Origin of the sequence: Sphingomonas kyeonggiensis (assembly GCF_014196745.1) — a bacterium.
Lineage (GTDB): Bacteria > Pseudomonadota > Alphaproteobacteria > Sphingomonadales > Sphingomonadaceae > Sphingomonas > Sphingomonas kyeonggiensis.
The window spans coordinates 927,207-943,871 of the sequence record NZ_JACIEH010000003.1 but is presented as its reverse complement, the minus strand read 5'-3'; the positions used below and the strand labels follow the sequence as shown (position 1 = coordinate 943,871).

Sequence of the window (16,665 nt, the reverse complement as noted above, 5' to 3'; positions counted from 1 at the left end):
TAACGGCGAAACCCGGAGACGAGGGGTGCTCGTCTCCGGGTTCCGTTCGTCACGCGAAGGCGCCTCCTTCGTGCGTCAGAACTGCTTGCGCAGCTGGATCCGCGAAGTGGCCGCGCGTTCGCCATCCGCGATGCGGGCGCCGAGTTCGAAGCCGAACTGCCATCCCGAGTTGAGATTGACGTCGAGCCCCGGCGTCAACGCGAACTGCTCACGCCCCCAGCCCTGCGCGCTGAAGCGATAGAATGCTGCACCATCGACATCGGCATAATCGAGTGCCTGGCCGGACGCGTCGGCGAACTCGTGCAGCCACTCGCCGCGGAAGGACGGGGTGATCGTGCCGTTCGCCAGTTTGCCGCGCCAGGCGAGCCGGAAGCCGGCGACACCGAGCACCGACCGCACGTCGCGATCGTCGAAGCGCAGATCATAGATGCCCGCGCCCCTCTCCCGATACGCGCCGAGCGTCCCGTCGAGATATTCCGCCCGGCCATAGACCGACCAGCGCAGCAGGCCCGACACCTGCTCCGTCCCCGCGGAAAGCGAAGCGGTGGTGAAGTCGCCGTCGCGCTTGCCCCTGGTGGTACTCGCAGTCGCGGCGACCAGGCGGCGCGTATCGAAATCGAGCCAGCCGCGGGCGACCATGCCGTCGAGGAAGATGCCGGCCACCGGCATTGCGCTGCCATAGACCACGACCGTCCTGCTGTCGGAGACGACATGGCCGGCGCCGCCATCGATGGTGCTCGAATCATGCCCGAAGCCGCCGCCGATGCCGAGCACCAGGCCCGGAAGCAGGCGAAGATCCACGCCGATGCTCACGCCGCTCGTCGTCGCGCTGATCTTGTCGCGCTGGCTCACCGCGTCGCGCGTCCCGATGGCGATCGAGCCACCGGCCCAGAAGCCAAGGCCGCCGGTGCCGCACTGCTGGCCATTGCCGCTCCCGGCCCCGCCAGCGGGCGCCGCATCGACACGACCGTCCGCCCGCAGCGCCCCTTGCTCGGGCAAGGCGCCCGGCAGCGGCTGGGTGTTCACCCGATCGGTCGAGGTCAGCGTCACGCCCATGGTCGAGCGGCCGCACTCGACGTCGTGCAGGCTCTCGGCGCGGCGCATGAAATTGTCGACCTGCGCACGCGAGAAGCGCCGGACGGCTTCGCTCTGAGCATCGGCGATCGCACGCACGGTGGCGTCGGCCGAGGGATCCGGGCGCGCGGCAACCGTCAGGGTGATCGTCGCAGGCGCGGAGGCACCGAACACGTTGGTCAGCGTGTAGCGCAGCTTGAGCGTGCCCGAGAAATGCGCCGCCGGCTTGATGTCGAGCCGATAGGTGCGCGCATCCGCGGTGCCGCCGGCCACGATGGTCGCGGTCGCCTTGCCGGCCGGCGTGATGTCGACGATCGCCGCATCGGTGAACGGGCCATCGGTGCGGCCCGCGGTCAGGTCGACCGAGATCGTCTGGTTGTCGATGCCGTTCGCAGTGAGGCTCCGCGCCGCGGGCGGCGAGCCCTCGACGTTGATCTGCACCGTCGCCGGCGCCGAGGTGCCGCCGATCCCGACCGCCACGAACTGGAAGCTGTCGGTGCCGTGATAGCCCGGTGCGGGCGTATAGACCGCGACCATCTGGCTCACCGGCGGGGCCGCAACGGCAACCGTCCTTCCCTCGCCGTCGAGCTTGGGGCCGGCCGCGCCGGTCAGCACCACCGTGCCGTGCGCCGGCTGGGTAACGATCTGGATGTTCTGCACATCGCCCGAGACGAGGCTGCCCAGGTCGATGCGGGCGGACTCACCGGTCTGCGTCGTCGTTGCGCCGGCAACGCTCAGCGGATCGGGATCGCGGGCAACCGGCGGCGGCACGGCATCGACCTGCAGGGTATAGGCCGCCGTGCCGCTCGCCCCGTGAACGTCGGTCGCGGTGATCGTGAAGCTGGCGCTGCCCGAGCCGCTCGGCGTGCCGCTGAGCGTGCCGTCCGCGGCGAGCGTGAGGCCGTCGGGCAGCGTGCCTGCCGTCACCGTGTAGCGATAGGGGCCTTCGCCGCCCGTCGCCGCAATGACCTGGCTGTAGGCGCTCCTCTGCGTCGCGACCGGAAGGCTCCCCACGGCCGGGCCGAAGACCAGGGCCGGCGCGCTGACCGTGATCGACACCGTCGCCTGAGAAAGGCCGGTGGCATTGCTCACGGTGTAGCTGAGCGAATCGGTGCCCGAATAGCCAGCATTGGGGGTGTAGTGGATCGTCGATCCGCTGAGCGTCGCCGTGCCATGGGTGGGCTGGCCGGTGATCGCATAGGTGGAGACGGCACCGCCGGTGAGCGCCATCTCGATCGCAGTGCCCTGGCTGTTGGCCGCCACGGTTGCCGTGCTGCTGCTCGCGACGGGCGCGGCGACGGCGACCGACAGCGAATAGCCTGCGCTGCCCGCCGCGCCATTGCGGTCCGTCGCGGTGATCGTGAAGGCGAAGTCGCCGACCTCGGTGGGCGAGCCGTGCAGGCTGCCGTCCGCGTCGAGGACCAGGCCCGCGGGAAGCGCGCCGCCGGTCACCAGATACTGATAGGGCGCCTGGCCCTGGGTGGCGCTGATCGCCTGGCCATAGGTCTGGCCCTGGGTGGCGCCGGCCAGCGTCCCCGCGGCGGGGCCGAACACCAGGGTCGGCGCGGAGATGGTCACCGTGATCGTGCCGGGCTGCGAAATGCCGGCGGCATTCTTCGCGGTGTAGCTGAACTGGTCGGTGCCCGAATATCCCGCGGCCGGCGTGTAGCTGATGCTGGTGCCGCTCGCGGTGGCGCTGCCATGGGCGGGCGCGCTGGAGACGGCGACCGAGTCCGCGGCACCGCCGGACAGGTCCAGGGTGATCGGCTGGCCGCCGCTGTTCGCGGCGACCATCGCATTGCCATTGCCCGCGACCGGCACGGCGAGCGTGACGTCGATCGCATAGTTTGCGGTGGTGTTCGCCCCGTTCTTGTCCGTCGCCCGCACCTGGAAGGTCTTGCGTCCGAGCGCACTCGGTGTGCCGTGGAGCGTGCCGTCGCCGTCGAGCGTCATGCCGTCGGGAAGCGCACCGTCCGATACGACATAGCCGTACGGCCCCTCGCCGCCGCTCGCGACGATGGTCTGGCTATAGGCCTGGCCATAGGGCGCGGCCGGGAGCGTGCCCGCAGCGGGCGTGAAGCTCAGCGTGGGCGCGCTGACCGTTAGCTGGACCGTCGCCGTCGCCGAACTTCCGGCAGTGTTGCCGGCGGAATATTGGAAGCTGTCGGCGCCCGAATAGCCGGCATTGGGCGTGTAGCTGATCTGGGTGCCGCTGACCGACGCCGTGCCGTGCAGCGCCTGGCGCACCAGCGTGAGCGACGTCGCCACACCGCCGGAGAGCGAAAGGGCGATGTCGGTGCTGCGGTTCGCCGGGACGGTGCTGCTGCTGCCGGCCGCGATCGGCACGGGCGGCGGGACATTGACGCAGCGCACGGTGACGGTCGCGGTCGACGCCTGGTCGTTGGTGCTGCCGTTCTCGATGATCAACCCGTTCGACAGCAGCTGATCCGAGGTGACGATGGTCGAGGCCGATCCGGTGACGTACTGCTTCGTGCGGTTATAGCTGCTGGTGTAATATTGCAGGTAGATCGTGCGATAGCCGACACTGCTCAGGATGAAGCTCGCGGCGCCGGCGGGGCCGAAGACGGTATGGTCGACGAGCGTGAAGCTCACCTGGTCGCCCGCGGCGAACTGGTCCGCCGCATAGGTCCTGGCCAGGCCATAGCCGCTGGGAACCGAATTCCAGAAGCTGTTGATCGCGGTGCAGCCGGGCGAGAGCGCATGGGCGCTGGTCGGAAGCAGGGCGGTTGATCCTATCAGGATCGCGCGAACGAGCGGCGAGGACGACAGGGGCTTTGAAGCTTTTACAGGCGTTTTCATATGCCTGCACGTGGTTCCTCAGGGTTAAGACAGCGCTAACGACACTCCAGAAATTATAGGAATAGCTACCCATAACGACGAAAACGCCGGGCATGCCCGGCATCATCCGCGGTGACGCGTCTCCGCCAGGTCGAGTTCGCGGGTCAGCTTGCGGGCGATCTCGCTGCCGATCGCGCGGCTCCTGCCCAGTTCGAGCAGCCGCGCGCGTTCCGCCTGGATGCCGACGAGCCGGAGCTCGCTGGCCAGCCGCTCCTGCAGGCGCAGCTCGTCGGCGCCGCCGTCGCTCAATCCGTCGATGCGCTCCTGGTAGAAGTCCATCACCCGCGCGCCGGCGGCGGCATAGAGGCCGGGGTCGTCATGCGCCTCGCCCTGTTCGTGCTGGTGGCGCTCGACCGCGCGGATCGCGGCCTCGGCGGTGGCGACGCGGGCGGCATCCTCTTCCGCCTGGCGCGAGGGTTCGGGCGGCAGCTTCAGGTCCTTGAGCAGGATCGGCAGCCCGACACTGGCGAGGATCAGCGACACGATGATCACGCCGGCGGCAAGGAAGATCGCCAGGTCGCGCGCCGGGAAGGGCGAGCCGTCGCGCAGCACCAGCGGCAGGGTCAGCACGCCGGCCAGGGTGATCGCACCGCGCACGCCGGCGAACGAAGTCGCCGCGACCAGCCGCCAGTTCGGGCTCTGCATCTCCGCGGTGCCCTCGCGCTTGCGCAGGATGGTGAGGCGCAGCGAGGTCCACACCCAGGCGAAGCGCAGCGCGGCGAGGCCCGCGACGATCGCCACGACATAGATACCCAGCCACCAGGGCGAATGATGGCCGGTCAGCAGCACCGTCTGCTTGGCGCCGGCGACGATGCCGGGCAGCTGCTCGCCGAGCAGCACGAAGATCACGCCGTTCAAGGTGAACTGCAGCGTGTCCCACACCGAGTTGCGGCGCATGCGGGTGACCGCCATCGCCTGGCGGGAGATCTCGGCGAAGGTCATCGTCACGCCCGCCGCCACCGCCGCGAGGATGCCGGAGGCGTGGAAATGCTCGGCGAGCAGGTAGGAGCCGAACGGGATCAGCAGGCTGACCAGGATCTGCGAGCCCGTATCCTCGCCCCAGCGCCGGGTCACCCAGGTCTTGGCGATCGACACCGCCAGGGTTACGAGCACGCCGATCGCCAGGCCGCCGCCGGCAACCCAGAGGAAGGTGAGCGCGGCCTCGCCCGCCGAGAAGCTGCCGGTCAGCGCAGCGGCGACGGCGAAGCGCAGGCAGACCAGGCCCGATGCGTCGTTTAGCAGCGATTCGCCTTCGAGGATGTGCATCATGCGCTTCGGGATCGGCACGCGCGCCGCGATCGCCGACACCGCGATCGGATCGGTCGGCGAGACCACCGCAGCTAGGGCAAAGGCTACCGCGAGCGGCATCGCCGGGATCATCCAATGGATCAGCAGCCCCATGCCGATCACGGTGAGCAGCACCAGTCCGAGCGCGAGCTCGACCACGGTGGACAAGTCCTTGAACAGCTCGTCCTTGGGGATGCGCCACCCGTCGAGGAACAGGAGCGGCGGCAGGAACAGGAAGAGGAACAGCTCGGGATCGAGCACGACCCGGTGCGAGGTGGACAGGCCGATCACGGCGCCGAGCAGGATCTGCACCAGCGGCACGGGCACGCCGAAGGGCAGCATCCGGGCGAACGCGCCGCTGACCACCACGGCGAGGAGCAGGAACAGGATGATCGATACGGTTTCCAAGGTTCTGCCCCGCGTCTGAAGCGGCCGGACGGCGGCCGCCTTGTTGAATGTCCGGACCCCGCCAGGGGGTTCCCGATGCCTCAGCTCGCGCTGGCGAGGCGGTAGCCGACCCCCGGCTCGGTCACCAGCAGCCGGGGATCGCTCGGATCCTCCTCGATCTTCTGGCGGAGCAGGCCGATATAGACGCGCAGATACTGGCTGTCGGCGGTGTCGCTGCCCCAGCCCACCGCGAGCAGCCTTTTGTGCGTCACCACCTGGCCGGCGCTGAGCGCAAGCGTGCGCAGCAGGTCATATTCCTTGGGCGACAGCTTCACCGTGTCGCCGGCCAGCGACACGCGCCGCGCCGGGAAGTCGATCTCCAGCGGTCCGCTGCGATAGGTGCCGGGCGCGTTCTCCAGGCTCGAGCTGCGCCGGATCGCCGCACGGATGCGGGCCATCAGCTCCCCGATCTCGAAGGGCTTGTTGACGTAATCGTCGGCGCCATTGTCGAGCGCGGCGATCTTCTCGCCTTCCTGGTGGCGGGCGGAAATGACGATGATCGGCACGGTGCTGGTTGCACGCAGCGCGCGGATCACGTCCTTGCCGTCGATATCGGGCAGGCCGAGGTCGAGCAGCACGACTTCGGGCTTGATGTCCTCGGCCATGCGCAGCGCCGCCGCACCGCCCGATGCAGTGGCGACGCTATAGCCCTCGGCGCCGAGCACCGGCTTCAGCACCGCGATCAGCGCGGGTTCGTCGTCGACGAGGAGGATGTTGGTCATGCTTTCGATGCCTCGGCGAGCGGAAGACGGATGGTGATGCGGGTACCGCGGCCGTCGAGGCCGGGGACGGTAGCCTCGATCGTGCCGCCGAGCGCCTCGACGAAGCCCTTGGCGATCGCCAGCCCCAGGCCGTTGCCACGCCCGGCCGCCTCGCTGCGGCCCGCGCGGTAGAAACGCTCGAACACGCGGCGCAGTGCCGCTTCGGGAATCCCCTGGCCGCTGTCCGCGATGTCGATCCGGCAGGCGCCCTGTTCGGCGAAGATCGCGATCTCCACCCGGGCATCCTCCTCGCTGTAGAGGATCGCGTTGTCGAGGATGTTGATCAGCACCAGCTCGAACAGCGCGGCATTGGCGGCGACGAGCAGGTCGGGCGCGGGCGCCTGGAGCAGCATCTGCCGCCCACCGGCGCGCGGGCGGACCCGGTGCAGGGCTGCTGCGACCATCTCGGCGGCGCCGAGGATCTGGAGCGGCTGGGCAACCCCGCCAGCCTCCAGCCGGCTCATCTCCAGCAGGTTCGCGGTATAGCGGTTGAGCCGCTCGCATTCCTCGACGATCCCGCGCAGCAGGCCCGCCGAGGTCTCCGGATCGAGCTTCTCGCCATAGGCGATCAGGCTGGAGGCGGACGCGCTGATCGCGGTGAGCGGCGTACGGAAATCATGGCTGACCGAGGCGAGCAACGCGGTCTTGAGCTGCTCCGCCCGTGCGACCGCCTGGCGCTCGGTGATCTGCTCGGCCAGGGCGGCGCGCTCCAGGGCGAGCGTGACCATGTTGGCGACCGCGTCGATAAAAGCCGGTGCGACCCTCTCTCGCCGCAGGGACTCGAGCACGAGCACGGCGTCCGGACTGTTCGCCGGCTGGAGGCGCCTGCCAACCAGCCCGTTCTCGCCGGAAGGCCCGGCCTGTGCCGCGATCCGCTCGGCAAAGGCCTGCCAATGCGCCTCGACCGACGCCAGGCTGCGCAGCGTCTCCCCCTCGAAACGGAACAGCGCCGCCCGCGCCCCCAGGATATCGTGGATCGCGCGCTCGACCGTGGCGACGACATCGGGCAGGCGGATGGCGGACTGGAGCTGCTGGCTCAGCGCCAGCAGGCTCTGCAGCTGCTGGTTGCTCGATCGTGCCGCCTGGGCATGATCCTTGAGCTGTCCGGCCAGCACCCCGGACACGAGCGCACAAAGGTTGAAGACGACCAGCGGGGCGATGTCGCCGCCGGTCGCGATCCGGAAGGTGAGCGCCGGCTCGGTCAGGTAGAAATTGTGGACCAGGAAGGCGGCGAGCGCCGCGATCAGCGCCGCCGCGAGCCCGCTCAGCGCGCCGGCGATGGTGATGCCCAGCACGAATACCAGAGCCGAGGCGACCTCGCCCAGCGGATGGACGGCGAACGCGGCGATGATCGACAGCGCGAGCACCACCGCCGTGCGCAGCATGTCGTCGCGGTGCAGATGCAGCCGCGCGGCGAGGAAGCCGGCGATCGGGTTCGGGCGTCGGGGCGTCATCAAGCTCGTTGCGTTGCCTTTGACTGGTCCGGGCGGCGGGCCGAGGCCGGGGACGACCTGGCTGCCCGCCGCCGCGGTGGGAGCACGCGCCTCTTTTGGGGGGAGGCCTGCGAGAGGGGAATGCAGAAAAGCGCGCTCTCGACGAACCAGTTATGGCCCCGGTCCGCCAGGGTCCATGCATATAAAACCTATAGTAACGCCCCCAGCCCGAGCCTCTCTAGGGATATTTCCGAAACATTTCTCGGAGAGACTATGCGCAGGGAATTGATGCTGGCGGTGATGATCGGTGCGGCGGCGCTGGGCGGCTGCACCAGGAAGCAGGCACCGGGCAATGCGTCCGATCTGGCGGGCGGCGGCCCCGCTAGCGATCCCTATGCCGAGAATGGCGAGGATCCCGCGCTGGCCCGGCTGCAGGCCGATCTGGCGGCGACCGCCGGCGACCGCGTCTTCTTCACCTTCGATGCCTATGCGCTCTCCCCCGATGCCCGCGCCACGCTGACGCGCCAGGCGCAGTGGCTGCGCCAGCATCCGCGCGTCGGCTTCCTGGTCGAGGGACATGCCGACGAGCGCGGCACCCGCGAATACAACCTGGCGCTCGGCGACCGCCGCGCCCGCGCCGCTGCCGATTTCCTGGCCGTGCAGGGCATCGCGCCCGCCCGGATCACCACCATCTCCTATGGCAAGGAGCGGCCGGAGGCCCTTGGCTCCGACGAGGCCTCGCACGCGCAGAACCGCCGCGCCGTGTCAGTCGTCATTCAGCTTCCGTAACGAATAATGCGCACGCGAGGCGACGTCGCCTCGCGTGTCGGTCAGTGCCTGCGATGAAGATATTCCCAAACGAATTCCTCCGTGCCGATGCCCTGCCCCGCGAGGCGGCGCACCCGGCGTCCATCCGCCCGATCGGTCCCTCCGACCGCATGCGCGGTCCCGGTTCAGCGTCGCGGCAAGCCAATGACGGCCCGCCCGGTGCGGGCATGCGGATCGCGCTCTTCTCGGGCAATTACAATTGCGTGCGCGACGGCGCGAACCGCGCGCTCAACCGGCTGGTCGAGCATCTGCTCGCCCGCGGTGCGGCGGTGCGCGTCTATTCGCCGACCATCGCCGACCCCGCCTTCGCGCCTGCCGGCGAGTTGGTCTCTGTCCCTTCGGTGCCGATTCCCGGGCGCAGCGAGTTCCGCATCGCGCTCGGCCTGCCGCGCTCGGTGCGCGCCGATGTCGAGCGATTCGCCCCCAACATCGTCCATGTCTCCGCGCCGGACCTGCTCGGCACCGGAGCGCAGAAGCTCGCGCACCGGCTCGGCATTCCGGTGGTGGCCAGCCTGCACACCCGGTTCGAGACCTATTTCGACTATTACGGCCTGGGGGCGCTGCGCGGCCTGGGCGAGCGCCATCTGCGGCGCTTCTACCGTGCGAGCGACCATGTGCTCGCGCCCAACACCGCCTCGGCCGACAGCCTGGTGGCGATGGGGGTGCCGCAGGACGACATCGCGATCTGGGGCCGGGGCGTCGATCCGCGATCCTTCTCCCCCGCCCTGCGCGACCTGAACTGGCGCCGCGCCCAGGGCTATCGCGACGACGAAGTCGTCCCGCTCTTCTTTGGCCGGCTGGTGATCGAAAAGGGCATTGCGGCCTTTGCCGACACGATCCGCCTGTTGCGCGAGCGCGGTCATCCGCTGCGTCCGCTGGTCGTCGGCACCGGCCCGGCCGAGGCGCGCTTCCGTGCCCTGCTGCCCGATGCGGTCTTCACCGGCCATCTCGACGGGGCCGCGCTCGGCCGGGCGGTGGCGAGCGCCGACGTCCTGATCAACCCGAGCACGACCGAGGCATTCGGCAACGTCAATCTGGAGGCGATGGCATCGGGCCTGGCGGTGGTAAGCGCCGATGTCGGCAGCGCGCGGGCGCTGATCGTCTCGGGCAGGTCCGGGCTGCTGACCGAGCCCATACCCGCGAACCTCGCCCAGGCTACCGGTCACCTGATCGACCGACCGGACCTGCGCTTCGCCCTCGCGCTCGAAGCGCACCGGGCGGCCGGCAGGCATCGCTGGCCGGGGATCCTAGACCGCGTCCTGCTGTCCTATGCGGGGCTGCTTGCCGGCTGACGCGCCATTTTGAACTTCCCTCCCGACGAAGCGCAGGCTAACGCGCCGCACTGAATGATCGCGCCGGTGCCCCGAAAGGGGCTTAAACGGGAATGCGGTGCGGGCGGGCTTCCGTCCAACTCCGCGGCTGTCCCTGCAACTGTAAGCGGCGAGCGCGGTGCACTGGCTCCCCATTAGAGGGAGCAGCCACTGGACCATCGGTCCGGGAAGGCCGTGCATCACGCCCTGACCCGCGAGCCAGGAGACCTGCCGGCGCAACGGTCGCTCTTGCTTTGGTCCAGGGGATGGCCAGGGCACGGTATCTCTCCGTCTGAGCGACGACCAAGCGGCCGGGGCCGCTTCGGTACGTGCGCGACGGCGACCAAGCGCCCGCCTCGCGTCTCGCACCGGCCGTTCGCGGCAGGCCCCTGCCCTCGTTGCACCGGCGCAGGGGGGACCACCCATGTTGAAGACCAGTTTCGTCTCGCTGCTCGCGATCGCCGCTGCCACGCCGGCCTTCGCCCAGAGCGACGACCAGGCCAACGATCCGCAGGACACGATCATCGTCACCGCCTCGCGCTCGGGCGAGGGCACCGAGCTCAAGGACCTGCCCGCCTCGGCGACGGTGATCACCGCGCAGCAGCTCGACCAGCGCCAGACCCGCATCGTCTCCGACGTGCTGCGCGACGTGCCCGGCGTCTCGGTCAGCCGCATCGGCGCGATCGGCGGCCAGACCCAGATCCGCATCCGCGGCTCGGAGAGCAACCACGTCCTGGTCCTGATCGACGGGATCGAGGCGGCCGACCCCTATTATGGCGAGTACGACCTCGGCACGCTGATCGCCGATCCGGCGGCGCGCGTCGAAGTGCTGCGCGGCCAGCAGAGCTCGCTCTACGGCTCGGACGCGATCGGCGGCGTGATCAACTACATCACGCTCTCGGGCCGCGAGGCGCCGGGGTACACCGCGCGCATCGAAGGCGGCTCGTTCGGCACGATCGGCACCGCAGCCCGCGCCGCCGGCGTCTCGGGCGATTTCGACTATGCCGTGTCCGGCAGCTGGCTGCACACCAAGGGCTATCCCACCGCGCGCGGCGGCAACCGCGACATCGGCTCGGACAATGTCGGCGCGACCACCAAGCTCAACTGGACTCCGGCCGAGAACTTCAAGCTCAGCGGCGTGCTGCGCTACAGCTATACCGATGCCGAGACCAACGACGCCGACGCCAATCCGGCGAGCCCGAGCTTCGGCTACACGATCGACAGCCCCGGCACCTATTTCACCAACGAGGCGTTCTACGGCCTGCTCAGCGCCGAGCTGACCGGGCTCGACGGGCGCTGGACCAACACGCTTTCCGGCCAGTTCTCGGACACGACGCGCAAGGGCTACAACGCCTTCGGCCTCAACTATGGCGACAAGGGCCAGCGCTACAAGGGATCGTTCGTGTCGAGCTTCCGCTTCGGCACCGACGCGATCAGCCACCGGCTGACCGGCGCGGTCGATTGGGAGCGCGAGCAGTTCCAGAACATCGCGCCGTCGACCGGCTCGCCCTATGACGCGTTCCGCGGTCGTCGCGACACCGACAATCTCGGCCTGGTCGGCCAGTACGAGCTGACCGCGGGCGGCTTCACCGGCGGCGCCTCGATCCGCTACGACGACAACAACCGCTTCGCCGACACCACCACCTGGCGCGTCCAGGCCGGCTATCGCCTGCCGACCGACACGCGCATCCACGCGGCCTATGGCACCGGCGTGAAGAACCCCGGCTATTACGAGCTCTACGGCTATTCGAGCGGCACCTATATCGGCAATCCGAACCTGAAGCCGGAGAAGTCGCAAGGCTGGGAAGTCGGCATCGACCAGAGCTTCTGGGACGGCAAGGCGGTGATCGGCGCGACATATTTCGATTCGAAGCTGACCGACGAGATCTACACGACCTATCCGGCGCCCAACTACACTGCGACGCCGGACAATCGCAGCACCGACTCGAAGCAGCACGGCGTGGAAGTCACCGCCAGCCTGCGCCCGGTCCGCCAGGTCCAGATCGAGGCGGTCTATACCCATCTGAACGCGACCGAGGACGGCACGCTCGAAGTCCGCCGCCCCGGCGACATCGCCAGCGTCAACGTCACGCTGTTCAGCAAGGACGAGCGCTTCTCGACCACGCTGACCGTGCGCTACAACGGCCGGATCGACGACGTCGCCTATACCGATCCCAGCTATGTGCCGGTCCGCGTGTCGCTGAAGCCCTTCACGCTGGTCAACCTCAACGCCCAGTACAAGCTGAGCGACCGCTTCTCGGTGTTCGGCCGGGTCGAGAACCTGTTCGACGTGAAGTACGAAGAGGTGTTCAGCTTCGCGACGCCGGGCGCGGCGGCCTATGGCGGCGTGCGCGTCGCGTTCTGAACAGACAAGGGGAAGCGACCGTGAAGCAGCGCACCGACGAAGAACACAATGCCAAGATGAAGAAGGTCCAGGCCGCCCAGGCGAAGAAGATCGCCACCAAGACGGTCGAGAAGGGCCTGATCATCGTCCATACCGGGCCGGGCAAGGGCAAGACCTCCGCCGCGCTCGGCATGGCGGTGCGCGCGATCGGGCACGGGATGAAGGTGGGCATCGTCCAGTTCGTGAAGGGCGCGATGGCCACCGGCGAGAAGGCGGTGTTCGACCGCTTCCCCGACCTGGTCGAGTTCAAGCCGATGGGCGAGGGTTTCACATGGGATACCCAGGACCGCGCCCGCGATATCGCCGTGGCGCGCGAGGCCTGGGAGGAGGTCAAGCGGATGATCGCCGATCCCGAGTACAAGATGGTGATCGCCGACGAGCTCAACATCGTCCTGCGCTACGACTATCTGCCGACCGAGGAAGTGCTCGAGGCGCTCGCCGCCAAGCCGGAGATGAAGCACGTCATCATCACCGGCCGCAACGCGCCCCAGGCGCTGATCGACGCGGCCGATCTCGTCACCGAGATGGCGCAGGTGAAGCACCCCTTCCGCGAGCAGAACGTCAAGGCGCAGGCGGGGATAGAGTTCTGATGGCCTCGGCCAAGCTCCTGGCCCTGCCGCTGCTCGCCCTTGGTGGTGCCGCGCTATGGGCCGGCGCGCCCGCATCGGCGCCGCCCTCGGGCAAGCCCAGGCGGATCGTCTCGATCAACCTGTGCGCCGACCAGCTCGTCCTCGCACTGGCCGATCGCGACCAGATCGCCGGGGTGACGCGCAACGCCACCAGCACCGAGATGTCGGGCGAGGCGGCGAAGGCGCGCGGGCTGCCGGTGATCAAGAACTCGGCCGAGCAGATCCTCGCGATCGATCCCGACCTGATCGTCGGCATGCCCGCCAGCCGCAGCGCCCCGATGCGCGCGCTCAAGGGGCACAAGTACAATCTCCTCGATCTCGACACCGCCAACACGGTCGACGAGATCTACGCGTCGATCCGCCAGACCGCGACCGCGGTCGGCCATCCCGAGCGCGGCGAGGCGCTGATCGCGAACATGCAGGCGCGGCTGGCCAGGATCGGCAAGCCCGGCGGCGGCAAGGTCGCGGCCTATTATCAGCGCCGCGGGTTCATGACCGGCACCGGCACGCTGATCGACGACCTGATGCAACGCATGGGGCTGGTGAACCTGGCCGCCAAGCTCGACAAGCCGCCGCTCTCGCAGCTCAGCATCGAGGAAATGGTCGCGGCCCAGCCCGACTATCTCATCGTTGAGAGCGCCACCGACCGGATCGCCGACCAGGGCACCGAGATGCTCCACCACCCGGCGATCGCCAACATCCCCCGTATCAGCATCCCCCAGGCATGGACCGTGTGCGGCAGCTCCGCCTATGTCCAGGCGGCCGAGGGGATGGCGACCCAATTGGCTCGTTTGCAGGATCGGACCCACGCCCGATGACAATTTCCCGCCCCTTGCTGATAACCGGGCTGCTCGCCCTTACGCTGGTCGCGGCGATCGGATCGATCCTGTTCGGGCCGGTCCATCTGTCGCTCGCCCGGATGGTCGCCGCCTTCACCGGGCATGGCGACCGGATCGCCACCACCATCCTGCTCGAGCTGCGCCTGCCGCGCATGCTGCTGGGCCTGGGCGTGGGCGCGATCCTCGGCCTCGCCGGTGCGGCGCTGCAGGGCTACCTCCGCAACCCGCTCGCCGAGCCCTCGGTGCTGGGCACCTCCAATGCGGCTGCGCTGGGCGCAGTCGCGGCGCTCTATTTCGGGCTCGCGGAACTGCATCCGATCGTGCTGCCGGTCCTCGCGGTGCTCTGCGCGCTGGTCTCGCTGATGGCGCTGTTCCTCCTCGCCGGCCGGTCGGAGAGCCCGCTCACCCTGATCCTCGCCGGCATCGCGGTGGCGACGCTGGCCACCGCCGGGGTCAGCCTCGCACTCAATCTCTCGCCCAATCCCTTCGCGGCGATGGAGATCATGACCTGGCTGCTCGGCAGCCTGGAGAACCGCTCGTTCGAACATGTCTGGATCGCCTATCCCTGCATCGCGATCGGCGCGCTGCTGCTGTTCTGGGACGGCCGCGCGCTCGATGCGCTGACGCTCGGCGAGGACGGCGCCCAGGCGCTCGGCGTCGACATCCAGCGCACCCGCATCCGCCTGCTGCTCGGCACCGCGATCGGCGTGGGCGGCGCGGTGGCCGTGTCGGGTGCGATCGGCTTCATCGGGCTGATCGTGCCGCATCTGGTCCGCCCGCTCACCGATCGGAGCCCGTCGGCGATCCTGCTGCCTTCGGCGATCGGCGGTGCAGCCCTGCTCACCTTCGCCGATCTCGCCGTTCGCCTGATCGACACCAAGAACGAACTCAAGCTCGGCGTCGTCACCGCTTTCCTCGGTGTGCCGGTCTTCCTGATCCATCTGATGCGGGAGCGCCGCCTGTGGTGAACATTCGCCTCGAAAACGTCGCCGTCGCGCTCGGCAAGCGCGATGTGGTGCGAAGCGCCAGCGCAAGCTTCGCCCCCGGCACCCTGACCGGCATCGTCGGCCCCAACGGCGCCGGCAAGTCGACCCTCGCCCGCGCGATGCTGGCTCTGGTGCCGCACGCCGGCCGCATCCTCGTCGATGATGTCGAGGTCGCGACGATGTCGCGCGCCGAGCTGGCCAAACGCGTCGCCTATCTCCCCCAGGGCCAGACCCTCCACTGGCCGCTCACCGTCGAGCGGCTGGTCGAGCTCGGCCGCCTGCCCCATCTCGCCCCGATGTCCCGCATCGGCGAAGCGGACACCGCCGCGATCGAGCGGGCGATCGAGCGCGCCGATGTCGCGGGTCTGCGCGACCGCGTCGCCACCGAGCTGTCGGGTGGTGAACGCGCCCGCGTCCTGCTCGCCCGTGCACTGGCCGTCGAGGCTCCCGCGCTCATCGCCGACGAGCCGCTCGCCAGCCTCGATCCCGGCCACCAGATCGACGTGATGGAACTGCTCCAGGGCGAGGCGCGTGCCGGTGGCGTGGTGATCGCGGTGCTGCACGACCTCACCATGGCCGCGCGCTATTGCGACCGGCTGGTGCTGATCGACAACGGTACCGTCGTCGCCGACGGTACGCCCGCCGAGGTGCTCACCCCCGCCAATCTCAAGTCGGTGTACGGCATCGACGCCAAGGTCGAACTCACCGGCGACTGGCCGACGATCACCACCCTGGGCCGCAGCCGATGAGCGATCCCACCTTCTATCGCGAGCAGGGCTATGCCGCCCTGCCGCTGTTCGATCGCGCGCTGGTCGAGGCCGCGCAGACCGACATCGCCGAGCACATCGATCGGCTCTCGCACGCGCTCTATCTGCCCTATGAGCAGAGCTACCCGGACGCCCCGCTCGCCGACCGGCTCGATCGGATCTATGCGAGCGACCGCAGCCAGGCGAACCTGCTCCGCGTCGCGATCTGCACCGATGCGCATCGCGGACCGCGGCTGCAGGAGATCGCCAACGATCCCCGTCTGCGCGCCGAGGCCGAGCGGATCGGCGAGCAGAAACTCGCCGGCAAGGTCGTCCGCATCCGCGCCAGCATCGCCAGCTTCCCCGAGCATCGCCACGCCTGGCATTCGGACGTCGCCCGCGACGACGGCGTCGCCTGCGGCCAGGTCTGGACCACCGCCTGGATCCCGCTTTGCGACGCCGGCCCCGGCAATGGCGGGCTGGAGATCATCGCCGGCCGCCAGCCCGCGCCGCTCGCCAGCGTGACCGACAATGGCCTGCGTATCACCGAGGAAGCCATCGCCGGCATGCAGCGGCTCGAGCCCGAATGCCCGGCGGGAACCGTGCTGCTCCTCGATCGCTTCACGCCCCACCGCACCCTGCCCGCCAACAAGGCGCGCTTCGCGCTGGTCGTCTGGTTCAAGGCCGCCTGATCTTCACGCTGCACCGCAGCGATTGCCAGCCGCGCGCGTAACGACTAGGGAAGCCGCGCGACAGGTTCCCCGGGGACGGGGATGAAAAGGGAACGGATACACTCCGGCTGCCCCTGCAACTGTAAGCGGTGAGCCATCGGCCAGATGCCATTGGGACGCGAGTTCCGAGAAGGCGGCCGGACCGGCACTGACCCGCGAGCCAGGAGACCTGCCCGTCGCGGTCGTCTTTCGCGCGGACAGGGTGTGCCGGGCGGACGGGGGTAAACCCGAGCGACGACGAGATTGGCCGCGTGTGCACGCGGACGCTGTCGCGCGCGCCCGTTCCGGCCCCGACATCGTCCGCGCGCGGACGCGGCATGTCGATTGGGTC

General features: G+C 69.2%; 12 protein-coding genes and 2 riboswitches. Of the genes, 8 read left to right on the top strand and 4 right to left on the bottom strand.

Going from position 1 to position 16,665, the window contains the following annotated elements; all coding sequences use genetic code 11:
- Positions 1-75: 75 nt before the first annotated feature.
- The 4 genes from GGR46_RS19655 to GGR46_RS19640 form a co-directional block, all read right to left on the bottom strand.
- Entirely contained in the window at positions 76-3,894 is a 3,819-nt protein-coding gene (locus GGR46_RS19655) for an Ig-like domain-containing protein (RefSeq protein WP_183999690.1), read from the bottom strand.
- 102 nt (positions 3,895-3,996) lie between these two features.
- Positions 3,997-5,628, bottom strand: a complete 1,632-nt coding sequence (locus GGR46_RS19650) for a Na+/H+ antiporter (RefSeq protein ID WP_183999689.1) — start codon at positions 5,626-5,628, stop codon at positions 3,997-3,999.
- Between the two features lie 80 nt (positions 5,629-5,708).
- Complete coding sequence (locus GGR46_RS19645) at positions 5,709-6,389, bottom strand: response regulator transcription factor (protein ID WP_183999688.1); 681 nt, start codon at positions 6,387-6,389, stop codon at positions 5,709-5,711.
- On the bottom strand, positions 6,386-7,882 hold the full coding sequence (locus GGR46_RS19640; protein ID WP_183999687.1) for a sensor histidine kinase: 1,497 nt from the start codon (positions 7,880-7,882) through the stop codon (positions 6,386-6,388). Before GGR46_RS19640 ends, GGR46_RS19645 begins: the two co-directional genes overlap by 4 nt.
- 252 nt (positions 7,883-8,134) lie before the next feature.
- Here GGR46_RS19640 and pal point away from each other — a divergent pair, with 252 nt between their 5' ends.
- From pal to GGR46_RS19600, 8 genes are all read left to right on the top strand, one after another.
- Positions 8,135-8,650, top strand: a complete 516-nt coding sequence (pal, locus tag GGR46_RS19635; protein ID WP_183999686.1) for a peptidoglycan-associated lipoprotein Pal — start codon at positions 8,135-8,137, stop codon at positions 8,648-8,650.
- Positions 8,651-8,703: 53 nt separating this feature from the next.
- Complete coding sequence (locus GGR46_RS19630; RefSeq protein WP_246426221.1) at positions 8,704-9,981, top strand: glycosyltransferase family 4 protein; 1,278 nt, start codon at positions 8,704-8,706, stop codon at positions 9,979-9,981.
- A 47-nt stretch (positions 9,982-10,028) separates the two neighbouring features.
- Positions 10,029-10,249: riboswitch (cobalamin riboswitch) on the top strand.
- Positions 10,250-10,423: 174 nt separating this feature from the next.
- On the top strand, positions 10,424-12,364 hold the full coding sequence (locus tag GGR46_RS19625) for a TonB-dependent receptor plug domain-containing protein (protein ID WP_183999685.1): 1,941 nt from the start codon (positions 10,424-10,426) through the stop codon (positions 12,362-12,364).
- A 20-nt stretch (positions 12,365-12,384) separates the two neighbouring features.
- Positions 12,385-12,993: a cob(I)yrinic acid a,c-diamide adenosyltransferase gene (cobO, locus tag GGR46_RS19620; protein WP_183999684.1), complete on the top strand. Its 609-nt coding sequence runs from the start codon at positions 12,385-12,387 to the stop codon at positions 12,991-12,993.
- Positions 12,993-13,850: an ABC transporter substrate-binding protein gene (locus GGR46_RS19615; RefSeq protein ID WP_183999683.1), complete on the top strand. Its 858-nt coding sequence runs from the start codon at positions 12,993-12,995 to the stop codon at positions 13,848-13,850. Before cobO ends, GGR46_RS19615 begins: the two co-directional genes overlap by 1 nt.
- Positions 13,847-14,839 carry a FecCD family ABC transporter permease gene (locus GGR46_RS19610; protein WP_183999682.1) on the top strand — a complete coding sequence of 331 codons (993 nt, stop codon included), beginning with the start codon at positions 13,847-13,849 and terminating at the stop codon, positions 14,837-14,839. The genes GGR46_RS19615 and GGR46_RS19610 overlap by 4 nt, the downstream gene beginning before the upstream one ends.
- Entirely contained in the window at positions 14,833-15,606 is a 774-nt protein-coding gene (locus GGR46_RS19605) for an ATP-binding cassette domain-containing protein (RefSeq protein ID WP_183999681.1), read from the top strand. Before GGR46_RS19610 ends, GGR46_RS19605 begins: the two co-directional genes overlap by 7 nt.
- Entirely contained in the window at positions 15,603-16,295 is a 693-nt protein-coding gene (locus tag GGR46_RS19600) for a phytanoyl-CoA dioxygenase family protein (RefSeq protein ID WP_183999680.1), read from the top strand. Before GGR46_RS19605 ends, GGR46_RS19600 begins: the two co-directional genes overlap by 4 nt.
- A gap of 45 nt (positions 16,296-16,340) precedes the next feature.
- Positions 16,341-16,525, top strand: a riboswitch (cobalamin riboswitch).
- The last annotated feature ends 140 nt before the right edge of the window (positions 16,526-16,665 follow it).